Raw genomic sequence first — 15,506 nt, forward strand, 5'->3', positions numbered from 1 at the left:
GGCGCGGCACGCAACGGCCAAAGGCCGTGCGTGCCCAAGATGTCCGAAGACCCAGCCTTCACCTACTGGCAAGACCGTCGGGACCACCGTTGTCTTGACCTTGACCCCCCCGTTGTCGTCGCGCCGAGTGGAGAGGGTTTTCGCGGGATCAGAGGCGCTGGATGTCTGAGCGGAGCCGAAGGCGTAGCGAGTTCAGCGCCGCCCGCGAAAACCCTCGGAGCGAGGGAAACCCCGGCCCGCACAGCGGGCCGGGGTCGCGGCAGTCGGGCGTGTTTCTTGGTTACTTCTTTGCACGAGCAAAGAAGTAACTCGCGGCGCGCTGGCGAGTCAGCGCTCGGCAGGCAGCGGACCGGAACCACCGTAAACACCGGATGCCGAACCAGGGCCAGCCACAAAGAGGCGGGCAATAGCGACCGCTACTCCGCCGCCTTCAGGGCCTGCACGCGGTCAAGCTGCTGCAGGCGCCGCCACGCAAGGAAGGCGGTCAGACTGGCCGCGACCAGGATGCCGAGGGCGGCGAAACCGTAGGCCTGCGGCGTAATCACCAGCGGCACGCGGAACAGGTCCATCGCAAAGGCCTGGTTCAGCAGCCAGGCGAAGCCCGTGCCGGTCAGCCAGGCGACCGGGATCGCGGCCAGGGTCAGCACCGCGATCTCGCCGAGCAGGATCCAGCTGACCTGGCCGCGCGAGTAGCCCAGCACCTCCAGCGTGGCCAGGTCGCGGGCGCGCTCGGCATAGGTGATGCGTGCGTTGTTGTAGGTCACGGCAAAGGCGATGGACACGGCCAGCGCGACGAACACCATCGCGAACACGATGATGGTCTCGCCGATGTATTGGCGGATGTTGCGCTCGGCCTCCGCGATCAGACCAACGCTGGCGACCCGCGGGCGGTCGGACAGGCTGCGGAACAGCGCATCCTCCTGTGCGCGGTCGGTCAGCAGCCAGGCGCCGGAGACGGCCGGCCCCTCGCCGATCAGGCGGTTCAGCGCCGGGCGGTGCATATAGGCGCCGACACCGATGGGTTCCTCTACCACACCGGCCAGCGGCACCGTGACCGTGCGGCGACGGCCTTCCAGGATCTCTACCTCCACCGGGTCGCCCACGCGCAGCCCGAGCTGTTCGGCCAGATAGTCCGTCAGCAGGATGCCCTCGTCGGGCAGTCGGCCGCGCCCGCCTCCCATCGGCAGTTGCCGCAGGCGCGGCTCGGCGTCCAGCCCCAGCAGGCGCACGCGCTCCTCGCGGTTCACGCCCACCAGCCGTACCGGCACCGCGCGGAAGGTCTCCACCGCCAGCACGCCCGGCTCGTGGCGCAGCTCGCCGGCCGCGCGCGCCGGCACCGGGTCGGTGAACTGCAGGTCGATATCCATCTGCAGGACCTGCCCGTACTGGGTGTCCAGCATCTGGGTCACCGCGTTCAGCTGATAGGCGCCCATCAGCAGCAGACCGCCGGAGAGGCCGATGCCGATCACCGACAGCACGGACTTGAGCCGGTGGCGCGCGAGGTTGCGCAGGATGATCCGGGTCGGCTGGTCGAACGCGCCCCAGGCCGCCGAGCGCTCCAGCCAGCCGCGATGAAAACGTTCCGGGGCCGGCGGACGCATGGCCTCGGCCGGTTGCATGCGCACCGCCTGCCAGACCGCGCGGAAGGTGCCAAGCATCGCCGCGCCCATGGCCACGCCGACCGCCAGCACCATCACCCAGCCCTGCAGGCGAAAGCTCATCTCGGGGAAGCGGAAATACTCCGCGTAGATGCCGGCCAGACCCTGTGCGGCCCAGGCCCCGAACGCGAGCCCCAGCGCACAGCCCACCAGCACGATGCCGCCGGTCAGCAGGGCATAGTGCCCGGCGATCGCGCCATTGCCGTAGCCGAAGGCCTTGAGCACGGCGATCGGCTCGCGCTGGGAGCGGATGATGCGGCCGACGACGACGTTCAGCAGAAAGGCCGCGACAGCCAGAAAGATGGTCGGCAGGATCGCCGCCTGCGCCCGCAGCTGGGTCAGCTCCTCGGACAGAAAGCGATGCGAGAACTGGTCGTCGCGGCCATAGGCCCCCATGCCGCCGTAGCGCGCCAGTTCCCGGTCCATCGCCTCGATCACGGGGGCCGGGTCCGCGCCTGCCCCCAGGCTTACGGCCACCGCGTTGAATGCCCCCTCCATGCCGTAGGCGGCAGCCAGCGCGCGGCGGTTCATCCACAGGATGCCGTAGCGTTCGTAGTCGGGCAGCAGGTCGGTGGGGCTGATCTGATAGACAAACTCCGGCGACAACGCGATGCCGCTGATCTGCAGGTCGGTCAGGCGCCCGTCGATGATCGCGCGCAGGGCATCCCCGGCGCCCAGACCGTGCGCCTCGGCGAAGGCCTCGCTGACCACCACCTCGCCCTCGCGGCCCGGCTCGGGCAGCCGGCCCTCGCGCAGGTAGAGCCGGTTCAGGAGCGGCTCGCCCCCGTCCGGCAGGGAGAGCATGGTGCCCCGGATCGGGTCGTCGAAGCCGGCCACCTCCAGACGCACCGGCGCCTGCACGCGGGTCTCGATCTGGTTGATGCCCGGCGCGTCGCGGAAGCGTTCCACCGCGCTCTCGGGCGCGCGCGTGATCTCCGCGAACACGTCGGCGAACTGGTATTCGGAGTAGAAGCGCTCCTGGGTGATGGTCAGGGCGTCGAGGCTGGTGACCGCGATCACCAGCGTCATCACCCCACTGGCGATCACCAGCGCAATCGCCGCCGCCTGCCCCTTCAGGTGGCCGAGATCACGCAGGATCTTGCGGTTCAGGGCGCGCATGGTCGGCCGCGGTCGCTACCAGTGGAGCTCGGCCGGGGACTGGCGCGTGGCATTTTCGTGGATCTCGCTCACGCGCCCATCGCTCAGGTGGATCACCCGGTCCGCCATCTCGCCGATCACCGCGTTGTGGGTGATGATCGCCACCGTCGTGTCCAGGCGCTCGTTGATGTGCTGCAAGGCCTCCAGCACGCGGATGCCGGTCTTCGAGTCCAGCGCACCGGTCGGCTCGTCGCACAGCAGCACGGCCGGCTGCTTGGCGATCGCGCGGGCAATGGCCACCCGCTGCTGCTCGCCGCCGGAGAGCTGCGAGGGGAAGTGGTCCATGCGGTCCTCCAGCCCGACCAGCGCCAACGCCTCCTCCGGCGGCATGGGGTCGCGCGAGATCTCGGTGACGATCGCCACGTTCTCGCGCGCGGTCAGGCTGGCGATCAGGTTGTAGAACTGGAACACGAAGCCGACATGGTCACGGCGAAAGGCCGTCAGCGTGCGCTCGGAGGCCTGCGCCAGATCCTGGTCGCGGTAGCGCACCTCGCCCTCGGTCGCGGTATCCAGCCCGCCCATGATGTTCAGCAGCGTCGACTTGCCGGAGCCCGAGGCCCCCAGCATCACCACCAGCTCGCCGGTATACAGCTCCAGGTCCACCCCGCGCAGGGCGTGAATGGTCACCTCGCCCATGCGGTAGACCTTGGTCACCCCCGCCGCGCGAAAGATCACCTCCCGCGTGGCCGCACCGGCGTCCGGGGCTCGAGCCACGGCTGGGCTCATGCCATCGGAGTGAGCGGGCCCGCCAGCAGGACCGGCCGCTCGCCGGACGGTGCCGCCCCGGTATCCGGCGCACCGGGCAGGATGCCGCCGTCCCCGTCCAGGCTCATGGACCACAGACTCAGCAGCAACAGCAGGATGATCAGGATCGGGATCAATACGCGCGGATTCATCGGCCTTGCCCTCAGTCGCGGGAATAGCTCCATGCTGCCACAAAGCCCCCGCATCACGTCGCCAGAAGCTGTGCCGCCGCCCCGGCCGGGCCAACGTCGGGGTTACGTCCGGAGATCGCCACGTCGCCTTCGGCTCCTCGCGATGACGTTGTTTACCGTCCCGTCATTGCGAGGCCCCCTTCAGGGGCCGTGGCACAAAAGCGCGCAGCGCGTTGAACGGCCGCAGGTCGGCCCGCAGGGAGAACAAAGCGAGGAATCTCCTGACGCTGCCCCCGAAGGCGAATCGTGGACGCCCTGCCAGCTTTTGGAGATTGCTTCGTCGCTGCGCTCCTCGCAATGACGGGGGCAAAAGCAACGTCATTGCGAGGAACCGAAGGCGACGTGGCAATCGCTGAAATCGAGCACAAAGCCAGCGCGACCCCTGCTTCCATCCCCCCCGATTTGTTGTTTTGCGCCCAAATATTTACCCTATGCGCACCGTCCGGCCTGTTGCGGGCGCGCAGCGAACCCCGAAATCGCGCGCCGCCAGGCCGCTGTGCCGTCTTTTTCGGACGCCACGCCAACCCGTTTCAACAACGCAAGGAGTCAACATGTCCGCTCTGATCTGTGGGTCCATGGCCTACGACACCATCATGGTGTTCCCCGACCGCTTCAAGAACCACATCCTCCCGGACAAGGTGCACATGCTGAACGTGTCCTTCCTGGTCCCGGACATGCGTCGCGAGTTCGGCGGCTGCGCCGGCAACATCGCCTATAACATGAAGCTGCTGGGCGCGGACCCGACCGTGATGGCCACCGTGGGTGGCGACTTCGCCCCCTACGCCGACTGGATGGACAAGCACGGTATCTCGCGCAAGTTCGTGAAGGAGCTGCGGGACACCTACACCGGTCAGGCCTTCATCACCACCGACCAGGACGACAACCAGATCACCGCCTTCCACCCGGGCGCGATGGGCTTCTCGCACCAGCAGAAGGTCACCGACGCCGACGGCATCAAGGTCGGTATCGTCTCCCCGGACGGCCGTGACGGCATGATCGAGCACGCCCAGCAGTTCGCCGACGCCGGCATCCCGTTCATGTTTGACCCGGGCCAGGGTCTGCCGATGTTCGACGGCGACGACCTGAAGCGCTTCATGGAGAACGCCACCTATGCCGCGTTCAATGACTACGAGGCGCAGCTGACCGCCGATCGCACCGGCATGAGCATGGAGCAGCTGGCGGAGATGGTGGACGCGATGATCGTCACCCGTGGCGGCGACGGCTCCGACATCTACACCGGCGGCAAGAAGATCACCATCCCGTCGGTCGAGCCGGCCGCAATCAAGGACCCGACCGGCTGTGGCGACTCCTACCGCGCCGGCATCCTGTTCGGCCTGGAAAAGGGCTTTGATTGGGAGACCACCGGCCGCATCGCCTCGCTGATCGGCTCGATCAAGATCGCCCACTCCGGCACCCAGAACCACCACTTCACCGCCGACGAGTTCGCCGACAAGTTCGAAAAGGCCTTCGGCTACCGCTACTAAGCGACCTCACGCCGCCCCGGGCACCCGCCCGGGAACGCAAAAGGCCCGGCCCGAGTTTCCTCGGCCGGGCCTTTTTTGTGGATGGCATCCGCTCCGCCCCCTGCCCCCGTGGGAGCGTGCTTGCACGCGAAGCCCCTGCCTGCGCCCGACTCTGGCAGGGCTTCGCCGCCGAGCCGGCTCCCACAAGAAATTCCTACAAGGCTATTCGCCGTAATGCGTACGCGCCCGGATCACGATCACCAATAACTGCTCGTCCCGAATCGTGTACAGCAGACGGTCCTTGTAGCTGATCCTCAGGGAGTAGTATCCGCGCAGATCACCAACCAGCGCCTTGCCACAGTACGGGTCGACCGCCACCCGGTTGCGCAGGATCTGCTTCACCTTGTCACGCAGCTTCGGCGTCAGACGCCGCAAGTCCTTCTCGGCTTGACGGGTGAACCGAATAGTCCAGGTCACTGCTTCTCCCCGAACACCTCCTCGAATCCCAGCGTATCGCCCTCATCCGCCTCGCGGCGGCCCTGCTCGAATTCCTGCCGAAAGCCGGGTTCCGAGAGCAGTTCCAGGGTCTCGATCAGGCTGGCGTACTCGTCTTCCGACATCAGCACCGCATCGCCGTTGCGATGCCGGATGTGGTAGATCGCGTGCTGCTCGTTCACGCCCTTGATCAGGTCAAACAGACCCTTGCGGGCCTCGGTAGCGGTCAGCGTCGTCATCGCCAGTTACCCGAAACGTACATAAAGTGGTACATATCGTGCGCCCGCCGCCCCACCCGGTCAAGACCGAACCGTCACAAGCAGGATAGGGCCCCTGTGGGAGCGTGCTTGCACGCGAATGCCCCTGCCCGCGTCCGACTCTGGCAGGGGCTTCGCCGGCGAGCCGGCTCCCACAAGACATTCCTACAAGGCCTCAGCCCCGCTGATAGGTACCCACCAGGCGATTCATGCCGATCACGTGGGGCTCGGCGTGTTCCAGGAACTGCCACAGGGTCAACCCCGGCGGTAGCTGCAGGTCGGCATCCAACGCCAGCAGCCAGAAGAAGTAGTGATGCTTGCCGTGGCCCTCGGGCGGCATCGGCCCGCCATAGCCGGTGCGATCAAAATCCGTCTGGCCCGTCGCGCCCAGATCGGTTGCCTCGGACAGGCCATCCAGATCCGGCGGCAGGTTGTACAGCACCCAGTGCACAAAGCCATAAGTGCCCGGCTGGATCAGCGGCGCATCCGGGTCGTGGCAGATCACCGCCAGCGACTGGGTACCCTGCGGCACGCCGTGCCACTGCAGCGCCGGCGAGGTGTCCTCGCCCTCCCCGCTATGGCGTTTGGGGATCGGCTGGCCGGGGCCGAACGCGGAACTCGACAGCTGCATCTCGGACAGTGCAAAACCCATGACTGGCTCCTTTTGAGTAACCTGCCCGCACGGTAACGCCTACAGCCGCACCCCTCCAAGCCGTCACGCGACCATCTCCGCTTGCAGACCGGCGCCGGCATGCGGATCATCCCGGCATGCGCAAACTTCTGCAGAAATGGCTGGCCCCACGCGACCCGCTGGAGTCCGCCGCCCAGGCGGTGGACCACGGCCGCAGCGGCATCGAGACCGTACTGGGCCTCCCGCACCGGCTGTCGGTACCGCTGCTGCGCCGCCACTTCGGCGACGATGCCGAACCCTCCGACGAAGCTTTCCGCGAGACCGGCCGCGATGGACACTGGAGGCTGCCGCCGCCCGCCCCCGAGTTCGAGGTGCACCTGTTCGGCGATACCGAAGGCCGCCTGACGCTGGGCACCATCCGCGGGCGCGGCCCGTACACCGGGCTGGTAGTCTTCAGCGAATGGTCACCGGATCACCCGGCCCACGTCTGGCAGCTGCGGGTGGAAGAACCTGCCGGCGAAGCCGCCCAGGCCCTGCACGATCACCTCCTGGACCCGAACCGCTCCCCCGAATAGCCCCCATCGCCGCACACCACCCCCTGTAGGAGCCTGCTTGCAGGCGAAGCCCCGGCCAGAGTCGGACGCCGGCAGGGGCGTCCGCCTGCAAGCAAACCCCTGCCGTGAGACCCATTCGTTGGAACCAAGCCTCTACGCTGGAAAAATCCCGTCACACCCCCAACATATCCTCAAGGAAAACCGGTAACAGCAGCTCCGCGAAGCGATCGGCGCGTTCCCCCCAACACCCCAGACAGGCACGGCGGCCACCATGACGCGAAAGCCCCAGTCCATCTCCCTGGTCCTTGGCAGCGGCGGCGCCCGCGGCCTGGCGCAGATCGGCGTGATCCGCTGGCTGGAGGAACACTCGGACTACCAGATCCGCTCCATCGCGGGCGCTTCCATGGGCGCGGTCGTCGGCGGCATCTACGCGGCCGGCCAGCTGGACGCCTACGAGGACTGGGTGAAGACCTTGCGCCGCCAGGATGTCTGGCGGCTGCTGGATTTCTCCTTTCGCGGCGCTGGCCTGATTCGCGGCGACCGCCTGATCGAGAAGCTGCGCGCCATGCTCGGCGACACCGACATCGAACAGCTGCCGATCTCGTTTACCGCCGTGGCCACCGACATCGAGCGCGAACGCGAGGTCTGGCTGAATACCGGTTCCCTGTTCGACGCCATCCGGGCGTCCATTGCCATCCCCACCGTGTTCACCCCGGTGCGCCACAAGGGGCGGCTGCTGGTGGATGGTGGCCTGCTGAACCCGGTCCCGATCGCGCCGACCCTGAACGACGACACCGACATCACCCTGGCGGTCAGCCTGAATGGCCGCGTCGGCGAAGAACTGATCCGCCCCGAACGCACCGGGACTTCCGACTCGCACGTGGGCGCACCAGATAGCCGGGGCCTGCTGAATCACCGCCTGGCCGAGGCCCTGCCCGACCGGGTCGGCACCTGGCTGCAGGACTGGCAGGACAAGCTGGGCCTGGGCGAGACCGACCCCAGTCTGAGCCGCGAACAGGAGGCCCGCGCACTGGGGCTGATCGACATCGTCTCCCACTCCATCGAGGCCATGCAGGGCACCATCGCGCGCTTTCGTATCGCCGCCTACAACCCGGAGCACCTGATCGAGGTCCCGGTCAACGCCTGCGGCGTGTTCGACTTCCACCGCGCCGCCGAGATGATCGACCTCGGCTATGCACTCGCCGAGCGCAAGCTGGGCGACCAAAGGCCGTAAGCCCATACCCCCTGTGGGAGGCCAGCCCTCTGGCCGATCCAGCGCCGGCACAACCCATCGGCCAGAGGGCTGGCCTCCTACAGCGGAAAAGAGGGAACGGCCTGCTCAGTGCTTGAAATGCACGAACAGCCGGCCGTGGTTCTTCGAGTCCTTCTCCACACGGTGGTAGCGGGCCTTGATCTCCGGCTGCTGCAGGAAACGCAGCACGCGCTTCTTCAACTGCCCGCTGCCCTTGCCGTGGATAATCTCTACCGTCTTGATGCGCTTATCGCAGGCCTGCTCGATCGCACCGTTGAGCTCGGCGTCGATCCGGCGGCCATTGCGAAAGCACTCGTGCAGATCGACCGATAACCGCGACATCGCAACAAAGCCGGGCTCAGTTCACCGTCACCACGATGCAGCGGGCAAGCTGCTGCACCTTGTGCGACACGCTGCCGGACAGCAGCCCCTGCAGGCCGCCCAGCCCGCGCGAACCCATCACCACCATGTCCACGTCGTGGTACTCGGCCTGCTGCAGGATCACCTTGGCCGGAGAGCCATCCTCGATATGGTGCTCGATGTCGGTCACGCCCAGTTCGGTGAAGTATTCGTGCGCCTGCTCCACCAGCTTCCTGGCGATATCCCGCAGCACCTTTGGCGGCACCGCGGAGCCGACCGCCGCGCCGCCCATCGCCAGGGGCGGATCATCCGGGTCCGGAAGATCGGAGAGTTTTCGGATATGCGGCGGCACCTCGCCCTGCAGCAGCACGCTGACCAGCACCACTCGGGCGTGATACTTGGCCGCCAGGTCCGCGGCCACCTCCACCGCGCGCCACGCATTGGCAGAACCATCCACTGGCACCAACATGGTCTTCAATTCCATACCGCACTCCTTGGAAACGCCGCCAGGGAAACACTGATTAAGGTACACACTTGCGCTTCTCCCCCGTGGGACCCGGCCCGCTCCGGGCCGTTCAGTCGCCGACCAGACTGCCAGACTCGCCCCCCGCGCGCACCCCATTCCAGCCCCCTATACTGGGGACAACAATCCGTTCGGAATTCGCGATGACCCGCCTGTTCGAAAAGACCTACCTCAAGCCCGGCGCCGCCCCCGGCCATGGGGTCCACGCCACCGAACACCCGCACACGGGCGACGCGGTCGTCTCCGCCTGGCACTACCACCACGAACAGCTCGTCGAACTCGACCCGCAGCGCACCCTGCGCGAGGGCGCACAACCGCACGAGGGTGGCCTGGTCTGGCTGCACCTGCAGGGCGCGCCCAGTCCGCGTCAGCTGCACGATCTGGGCGAGGCCTTCGACCTGCACCCGCTGGCGCTGGAAGATGTACGCCACCAGGGCCAGCGCCCCAAGGTGGACTTCTTCGAGGAGCAGTTGGTCGCCATCCTGCGCCAGCCGCGCCATCACAACGGCAACATCGAACTCGACCAGGTCAATGTGTTCGTGGTGAATACCCGCCTGGTCATCACTATTCACAGCGGCGAGCATGACCCCTTCGGCCCGGTCCGCGAACGCATGCGCGGCGCCAACCGCAACTTCAATCGCCTGGGGGCCGCCTACCTCGCCTATGCCCTGATGGACACCGTCATCGACCAGGCCTTCCCGGTACTGGAGCACATCAGCGAACGCCTGGAAACGCTGGAGGAAACCGTCCTCGAACAACCCGACCGCCAAACCCTCAACGAGATCCATATCCTGCGCCGCGAACTCCTCGTGCTGCGCCGCCAGCTCTGGCCCACGCGCGACGTAATCGCCCGTCTGATGCGCGACGACATGGAGCCTTTCACCCCGGAGCTCTTCCCGTACCTGCGCGACGCCCACGACCACACCATCCAGATCATGGATCTGCTGGAGTCCTACCGCGAGATGGCCGCCACCCTGATCGAGGCCTATATGTCCGCGATCAACCAGCGCTCCAACGACGTGATGCGCGTACTCACCATCATCGCCACCATCTTCATCCCGCTGACCTTCCTGGTCGGCATCTACGGCATGAACTTCGACAACCCGGACAGCCCCTGGTCCATGCCCGAGCTCTACACCTACTACGGCTACCCCGTACTGCTCGGCTTTATGCTCGCCGTCGTCCTCGGCATGCTCTACCTCTTCCGCCGCCGCGGCTGGCTATAACGTCCCCGCCCCAACATCGCGGCGCCGCTCCCCCCTTCCCGTCATCGCGAGGTCGCAAAGCGGCCGTGGCGATCTCCAGACCGAAACCCCGACGCGCGAACTGCCAAAAGCGATTCACAGGAAGCCATGAAGATTGGAAGGAATAACACAGGATCTTTGTTCGTTCCGCCGGAAGCCTGCCCCTGCCCTTCCGAGTATGGCCGCGCCCCAAGCGACAACCTGTTGAGAGATCACAGCTAGCACCGCGGAGCCGCGATTACGTCCAGCCGCAGACTCCGTTACGATGCCGGCAACGCAGCGGCACCGACCGAACGGAGGATCCATGGACGTCCCATCGAGCGGCACACCGGAACTGGACGAACTGACCGCCCAGGTGGAGGCCTTCGTCGCGGAACGTGACTGGGCCCAGTTCCACTCGCCCAAGAATCTGTCGATGGCGCTGGCGGGCGAGGTCGGCGAACTGATCGAACACTTCCAGTGGCTGACCCAGGAACAGTCGCGACACCTGTCCCCCGAGACCCACGAGGCGGTACGCCAGGAGATCGCGGACGTCCAGATCTACCTCCTGCTGCTGGCCCGCAAGCTCGATATCGACCTTCTGCAAGCGGCCCGCGACAAGCTGGAGATCAACATCCGCAAATACCCGGTACACAAGGCCCGCGGCAACGCCCGCAAATACTCGGACCTGTAATCCACAGGCCGGGCCAACGATCCATTTCAGATCGCGGAAAGTATCTCCCTGGCGGGAGTCTCCACGGTTCTCTTGGCCTCAGCAAAGCCGGGGTGGGCACAGGCCTTCGGAGTGCGGGCCCTGCGGTGAGCCAGACCCGATCGCTTGCGGACTCCGACCAGAACGGGTTTCAAGCCGGGTGTTCGAACGTGAAAGAAGCCAGCCGGGCGGGGTGCCCGGCTTGGCGAGGGAGTGGGGCTTACCAGTCAGGGGCCCCTTCGTCGTCATCTTCGTCTTCGTCGTCGTCATCATCCATGGGGCCGGCGCCCGCCTCGGCACCTCCGCCCATGCTGCCGCCACCACCCGCGCCGGCTCCGCCTTGCGGCGCACCGCCGCCGGCGCCCGCGCCACCTTCGGGCGCACCCGCACCGCCTTCAGCGCCAGCACCGGCTTCAGGGGCTCCGGTATCGGCGCCCGCGCCGGCATCTCCACCCGTCTGGGCCTGCGCGGCACCGAGGCCGCCCAGCGCAAACATGGAACCCAGGACCATCGCGATCGCAGTTTTCTGGAAAGTCGACATCATGCGTTTCTCCTTCAGGATTGGATCGAATTGCAGTCAATCGATCAAGGCCATGCTGGCGTTCAATTGACTGCACTGAAGGAACAGCAAGCGGAATGCCAGAACGACATCCGGCAACGAAGGTCTCGTTTCTGCCAAACGCCGTGATCCACTTCTCGCGCAGGCGCGGACACGCCATCCACCCGCAATGACGCAAAACGACACATGGGCTGGAACGACCCGGTCAGGACGCTACACCGCCGTTCTGGAGCACGAGATCACGCGTCCGCCAGAGTGGGCCGCTGACCGGAGTTTCTGCTGCAGGCCGCCTTCCGCAGCAAACCCTCGATCATGCCGGCCGGAGCCCGGGACGACCTGCGGATGGCCGCAGCCCCCGCGGGAGCTCGCGATGACGGCCAGTGAAGCACCGTGATGGCGAGGAGCGCAGCGACGTGGCGATCTCCCGGGACAGCCCGGGCGCCGGATCCGGCGGGCGTCAGGGCCTACGCCGAGAGGTTCCACCCTGCGCAACAAAAAAAGCGCCCGGGGAAAACCCCGGGCGCCTATGGATCTGAACCGGGCGAACCGCCCGGCTCGGGCCGTGCTTACTGCTGGAACTGCTCCAGGTCGAAGCGGTCGGCGTTCATCACCTTGGTCCAGGCCGTGATGAAGTCCTTCACGAACTTCTCCTGGTTGTCGTCCTGGGCGTAGACCTCGGCGTAGCTGCGCAGGATGGAGTTGGAGCCGAACACCAGGTCGATGCGGCTGGCGGTCCACTTCACCTGATCATTCTGGCGATCGCGCACCTCGTACACGCCGTTGCCCGCGGGCTGCCAGGCGTAGGCCATGTCGGTCAGGTTGACGAAGAAGTCGTTCGTCAACTGGCCCTCACGGTCGGTGAACACGCCATGCTTGCTACCACCATGGTTGGTACCCAGCACGCGCATACCGCCAATCAGCACGGTCATCTCCGGCGCGGTCAGGCCCATCAGCTGGGCGCGGTCGAGCAGCATCTCTTCCGGCTTGACCACGTAGTCCTTCTTCAGCCAGTTGCGGAAGCCATCGGCCAGCGGCTCCAGCGGTTCGAAGGAGTCGGCGTCGGTCATCTCGGCGCTGGCGTCACCCCGGCCCGGGATGAACGGCACCAGGACATCGTGACCGGCCGCCCGGGCCGCCTGCTCGATGCCCACGCTGCCACCCAGCACGATCAGGTCGGCCACGCTCGCGCCGGTCTCGGCGGAGAGCTGCTCGTAGACCTTGAGCACGCGGGCCAGGCGCTCGGGCTCGTTGCCTTCCCAGTCCTTCTGCGGCGCCAGGCGGATGCGGGCGCCGTTGGCGCCACCGCGCATGTCGGAGCCACGGAAGGTACGGGCGCTGTCCCAGGCGGTCGCGACCATCTCGGCGATACTCAGCCCGCTCGCGGCGATCTTCTTTTTGGCGGCCTCCACGGAATAGTCCGTGTTGCCGGCCGGCACCGGGTCCTGCCAGATCAGGTCCTCCTGCGGCGCGTCCGGCCCGATGTAGCGGGTCTTCGGGCCCATATCGCGGTGGATCAGCTTGAACCAGGCGCGGGCGAAGCAATCCTTGAAGTACTCGGGGTCCTTGCGGAAGGCGTCCATGTACTTGCGGTAGACGGGATCCATCTTCATCGCCATGTCCGCATCAGTCATGATCGGGTTATGGCGGATGGAGGGGTCCGTGGCATCGACCGGCTTGTCCTCCTCCTTCATGTCCACCGGCTCCCACTGCCAGGCCCCGGCCGGGCTCTTCTTGAGCTCCCACTCGTGGTCGAGCAGGGCCTCGAAATAGCCCATGTCGAACTGGGTCGGGTTCTTGGTCCAGGCGCCTTCGATACCGGAGGTGATGGCGTTGGTGGCCTTGCCCTGCATATTGGGGTTCTTCCAGCCGAAGCCCTGCTCCTCAACATCGGCGCCTTCGGGTTCCGGCCCCAGCGCGCCGGCATCGCCGTTGCCGTGGCACTTGCCCACGGTGTGACCGCCGGCGGTCAGCGCCGCGGTCTCCTCGTCGTTCATCGCCATGCGGGCGAAGGTCTCGCGGACCTGCTCGCCGGTCTTCAGCGGGTCGGGCTTGCCGTTGACGCCTTCCGGGTTCACATAGATCAGGCCCATCTGCACGGCCGCCAGCGGGTTCTCCATGGTGTCGGGCTTCTCGACGTCGCCGTAGCGCTCGTCGGAGGGCGCCAGCCACTCCTTCTCCGCGCCCCAGTAGGTGTCCTTCTCGGGGTGCCAGATATCCTCGCGGCCGAAGGAAAAGCCGAAGGTCTTCAGGCCCATGTTCTCGTAGGCCACATTACCGGCCAGGATGATCAGGTCGGCCCAGCTGATCTTGTTGCCGTACTTCTTCTTGAGCGGCCACAGCAGGCGGCGCGCCTTGTCGAGGCTCGCGTTGTCCGGCCAGCTGTTGATCGGCGCGAAGCGCTGGTTGCCGGTGCCACCGCCACCCCGGCCATCGGCGATGCGGTAGGTACCCGCCGCGTGCCAGGACATACGGATCATCAGCCCGCCGTAGTGTCCCCAGTCGGCCGGCCACCACGCCTGGCTCTCGGTCAGCAGCGCGTGCATGTCCTTTTTCAAGGCCTCGAAGTCGAGCTTCTTCACCTCTTCCCGGTAGTCGAAGTCCTCTCCCATCGGGTTCGTCTTGCGGTCATGCTGGTGCAGGATGTCCAGATTCAGCGATTCCGGCCACCAGTCCATCACCGAGTGACCAGCGGCCGTCTCGCCGCCGTGCATGACCGGGCATTTGCCCATGTTCTGATGCTCACCCATATCCTTCTCCTTGTTCGCTGCGTAGAGCGTGTTCGTGTTCGGGAAGCCACTATCCTTTCGTGATGGCCGGCTTCCGTGAGGGACCGCACGCCTTCTCCGTCTCTTCCCGGCTGCAGCCGGAGAACGGCGTGCTGTTTGTGTATCCCTGAAGGTAGGCCGCCCGAGTCATTGGTGCCAGTTGAGATTCACCATGATCGGGATAGCCCGTCACTATCGCTCCACGGGCGAGTGCACAGCGCGTGCGGCTACAGGATGCTCTCGATCGCGCGGCGTAGATCGGCGGAGCCGGGGCCCGCCTGGCTGGGGAAATGCGCGACCACCCGACCCTCCCGGTCCACCACGTACTTGTAGAAGTTCCAGCGCGGGGCGTCGGCCTGGCGCGCCAGCTCGCGGAAGATCGGATGGGCATCCGCGCCGCGCACGCCAATCGGCCTGAACATGTCGAAGGTGACGCCAAAGTTCTCGAAGCACACCCGGGCGGTCTCGGCCTCGTCGTCGGCCTCCTGATTGAAGTCATGGGAAGGAAAGCCGACCACCTTCAGCCCCCGGTCCCGGTAGTCCCGGTGCAACTGTTCCAGACCGCCGAACTGGTCGGTGTAACCGCAATGGCTGGCCGTGTTGATGATCAGCAGCGGCTGCCCCTGGAAACGCTCCTGCAGGTTGATCACTTCAGACGAATGCAGGCGACCCAGCTCGTGATGGAACAGGGCTTCGGTATTCGGCTCCGTGGCGCTTGCACAGGCCATCGGCAGCACCAGGAACAGGGCGGCGAACAGGGGCGCGAAACGGGACATGACACATCTCCACGGGGTCTCCACGGTCAGACCACCGGCATGCCTTCGGGTTCTGCGGAAGGCCGGTTGGTCACGGCCAGGCGGGGATCGCGATGCCGTCGCACAGCCGCCGGGCCGAAGCGCCTGTCCGCGCCGGCCATGGCCTTGCGGGCATGTCGTGCGTACCCTTGTGGGCAACCATCAAC

16 protein-coding genes are annotated in these 15,506 nt (G+C 66.4%); 5 read left to right on the forward strand and 11 right to left on the reverse strand.

Features of this window, described 5'->3' with window-relative positions; genetic code table 11:
• Positions 1-416: 416 nt before the first annotated feature.
• The 3 genes from D103_RS0107815 to D103_RS14245 are packed head-to-tail and all read right to left on the reverse strand — an operon-like array spanning position 417 to position 3,712.
• Positions 417-2,777: an ABC transporter permease gene (locus D103_RS0107815; RefSeq protein WP_018876418.1), complete on the reverse strand. Its 2,361-nt coding sequence runs from the start codon at positions 2,775-2,777 to the stop codon at positions 417-419.
• Between the two features lie 15 nt (positions 2,778-2,792).
• Positions 2,793-3,542, reverse strand: a complete 750-nt coding sequence (locus D103_RS0107820; protein ID WP_051074665.1) for an ABC transporter ATP-binding protein — start codon at positions 3,540-3,542, stop codon at positions 2,793-2,795.
• A complete protein-coding gene (locus D103_RS14245; RefSeq protein WP_018876420.1) occupies positions 3,539-3,712 on the reverse strand; it encodes a hypothetical protein in 174 nt (57 codons plus the stop codon). The genes D103_RS0107820 and D103_RS14245 overlap by 4 nt, the downstream gene beginning before the upstream one ends.
• Positions 3,713-4,302: 590 nt before the next feature.
• Between D103_RS14245 and D103_RS0107830 the strand changes: the two genes are divergently transcribed.
• On the forward strand, positions 4,303-5,235 hold the full coding sequence (locus tag D103_RS0107830) for a carbohydrate kinase family protein (protein ID WP_018876421.1): 933 nt from the start codon (positions 4,303-4,305) through the stop codon (positions 5,233-5,235).
• A gap of 201 nt (positions 5,236-5,436) precedes the next feature.
• On the opposite strand, the gene D103_RS0107835 is transcribed toward D103_RS0107830, so the two are convergent.
• The 3 genes from D103_RS0107835 to D103_RS0107845 all read right to left on the reverse strand — a co-directional run bounded on the left by D103_RS0107835 (position 5,437) and on the right by D103_RS0107845 (position 6,618).
• Positions 5,437-5,691, reverse strand: a complete 255-nt coding sequence (locus tag D103_RS0107835) for a type II toxin-antitoxin system mRNA interferase toxin, RelE/StbE family (RefSeq protein ID WP_017940358.1) — start codon at positions 5,689-5,691, stop codon at positions 5,437-5,439.
• Complete coding sequence (locus tag D103_RS0107840; RefSeq protein ID WP_018146344.1) at positions 5,688-5,948, reverse strand: type II toxin-antitoxin system Phd/YefM family antitoxin; 261 nt, start codon at positions 5,946-5,948, stop codon at positions 5,688-5,690. Before D103_RS0107840 ends, D103_RS0107835 begins: the two co-directional genes overlap by 4 nt.
• A gap of 193 nt (positions 5,949-6,141) precedes the next feature.
• Positions 6,142-6,618 (reverse strand): YbhB/YbcL family Raf kinase inhibitor-like protein, encoded by a 477-nt coding sequence (locus D103_RS0107845; protein ID WP_018867947.1) that lies wholly within the window; start codon positions 6,616-6,618, stop codon positions 6,142-6,144.
• 116 nt (positions 6,619-6,734) lie between these two features.
• Between D103_RS0107845 and D103_RS0107850 the strand changes: the two genes are divergently transcribed.
• Together D103_RS0107850 and D103_RS0107855 are read left to right on the forward strand one after the other, a co-directional pair.
• Complete coding sequence (locus tag D103_RS0107850; protein ID WP_018867946.1) at positions 6,735-7,172, forward strand: hypothetical protein; 438 nt, start codon at positions 6,735-6,737, stop codon at positions 7,170-7,172.
• A 250-nt stretch (positions 7,173-7,422) separates the two neighbouring features.
• A complete protein-coding gene (locus D103_RS0107855) occupies positions 7,423-8,385 on the forward strand; it encodes a patatin-like phospholipase family protein (protein ID WP_018876422.1) in 963 nt (320 codons plus the stop codon).
• A 105-nt stretch (positions 8,386-8,490) separates the two neighbouring features.
• Here the strand turns inward: D103_RS0107855 and D103_RS0107860 are convergent, their stop codons facing one another.
• Positions 8,491-8,745 carry a Smr/MutS family protein gene (locus D103_RS0107860; RefSeq protein ID WP_018867944.1) on the reverse strand — a complete coding sequence of 85 codons (255 nt, stop codon included), beginning with the start codon at positions 8,743-8,745 and terminating at the stop codon, positions 8,491-8,493.
• Between the two features lie 16 nt (positions 8,746-8,761).
• A complete protein-coding gene (locus D103_RS0107865; RefSeq protein WP_018867943.1) occupies positions 8,762-9,247 on the reverse strand; it encodes a universal stress protein in 486 nt (161 codons plus the stop codon).
• Positions 9,248-9,429: 182 nt separating this feature from the next.
• Between D103_RS0107865 and corA the strand changes: the two genes are divergently transcribed.
• Entirely contained in the window at positions 9,430-10,512 is a 1,083-nt protein-coding gene (corA, locus tag D103_RS0107870) for a magnesium/cobalt transporter CorA (RefSeq protein WP_018876423.1), read from the forward strand.
• A gap of 322 nt (positions 10,513-10,834) precedes the next feature.
• Entirely contained in the window at positions 10,835-11,203 is a 369-nt protein-coding gene (locus tag D103_RS0107875) for a nucleotide pyrophosphohydrolase (RefSeq protein WP_018876424.1), read from the forward strand.
• A 238-nt stretch (positions 11,204-11,441) separates the two neighbouring features.
• Here D103_RS0107875 and D103_RS14380 read toward each other — a convergent pair whose 3' ends face one another.
• From D103_RS14380 to D103_RS0107895, 3 genes are all read right to left on the reverse strand, one after another.
• A complete protein-coding gene (locus D103_RS14380) occupies positions 11,442-11,765 on the reverse strand; it encodes a hypothetical protein (protein WP_018867940.1) in 324 nt (107 codons plus the stop codon).
• Between the two features lie 581 nt (positions 11,766-12,346).
• Positions 12,347-14,527, reverse strand: a complete 2,181-nt coding sequence (gene katG / locus D103_RS0107885) for a catalase/peroxidase HPI (protein ID WP_018876425.1) — start codon at positions 14,525-14,527, stop codon at positions 12,347-12,349.
• A 245-nt stretch (positions 14,528-14,772) separates the two neighbouring features.
• Entirely contained in the window at positions 14,773-15,321 is a 549-nt protein-coding gene (locus tag D103_RS0107895; RefSeq protein ID WP_018867938.1) for a glutathione peroxidase, read from the reverse strand.
• Between the last annotated feature and the right edge of the window lie 185 nt (positions 15,322-15,506).

It is taken from the genome of Thioalkalivibrio sp. ALE31 (assembly GCF_000377405.1).
Lineage (GTDB): Bacteria > Pseudomonadota > Gammaproteobacteria > Ectothiorhodospirales > Ectothiorhodospiraceae > Thioalkalivibrio.

Bases quoted from the DNA above. Each gene is read 5' to 3' on its own strand.
- D103_RS0107815 (WP_018876418.1), bottom strand. From the start codon at position 2,777: ATGCGCGCCCTGAACCGCAAGATCCTGCGTGATCTCGGCCACCTGAAG.
- D103_RS0107820 (WP_051074665.1), bottom strand. From the start codon at position 3,542: ATGAGCCCAGCCGTGGCTCGAGCCCCGGACGCCGGTGCGGCCACGCGG.
- D103_RS14245 (WP_018876420.1), bottom strand. From the start codon at position 3,712: ATGAATCCGCGCGTATTGATCCCGATCCTGATCATCCTGCTGTTGCTG.
- D103_RS0107830 (WP_018876421.1), top strand. From the start codon at position 4,303: ATGTCCGCTCTGATCTGTGGGTCCATGGCCTACGACACCATCATGGTG.
- D103_RS0107840 (WP_018146344.1), bottom strand. From the start codon at position 5,948: ATGACGACGCTGACCGCTACCGAGGCCCGCAAGGGTCTGTTTGACCTG.
- D103_RS0107845 (WP_018867947.1), bottom strand. From the start codon at position 6,618: ATGGGTTTTGCACTGTCCGAGATGCAGCTGTCGAGTTCCGCGTTCGGC.
- D103_RS0107850 (WP_018867946.1), top strand. From the start codon at position 6,735: ATGCGCAAACTTCTGCAGAAATGGCTGGCCCCACGCGACCCGCTGGAG.
- D103_RS0107855 (WP_018876422.1), top strand. From the start codon at position 7,423: ATGACGCGAAAGCCCCAGTCCATCTCCCTGGTCCTTGGCAGCGGCGGC.
- D103_RS0107860 (WP_018867944.1), bottom strand. From the start codon at position 8,745: ATGTCGCGGTTATCGGTCGATCTGCACGAGTGCTTTCGCAATGGCCGC.
- D103_RS0107865 (WP_018867943.1), bottom strand. From the start codon at position 9,247: ATGGAATTGAAGACCATGTTGGTGCCAGTGGATGGTTCTGCCAATGCG.
- corA (WP_018876423.1), top strand. From the start codon at position 9,430: ATGACCCGCCTGTTCGAAAAGACCTACCTCAAGCCCGGCGCCGCCCCC.
- D103_RS0107875 (WP_018876424.1), top strand. From the start codon at position 10,835: ATGGACGTCCCATCGAGCGGCACACCGGAACTGGACGAACTGACCGCC.
- D103_RS14380 (WP_018867940.1), bottom strand. From the start codon at position 11,765: ATGATGTCGACTTTCCAGAAAACTGCGATCGCGATGGTCCTGGGTTCC.
- katG (WP_018876425.1), bottom strand. From the start codon at position 14,527: ATGGGTGAGCATCAGAACATGGGCAAATGCCCGGTCATGCACGGCGGC.
- D103_RS0107895 (WP_018867938.1), bottom strand. From the start codon at position 15,321: ATGTCCCGTTTCGCGCCCCTGTTCGCCGCCCTGTTCCTGGTGCTGCCG.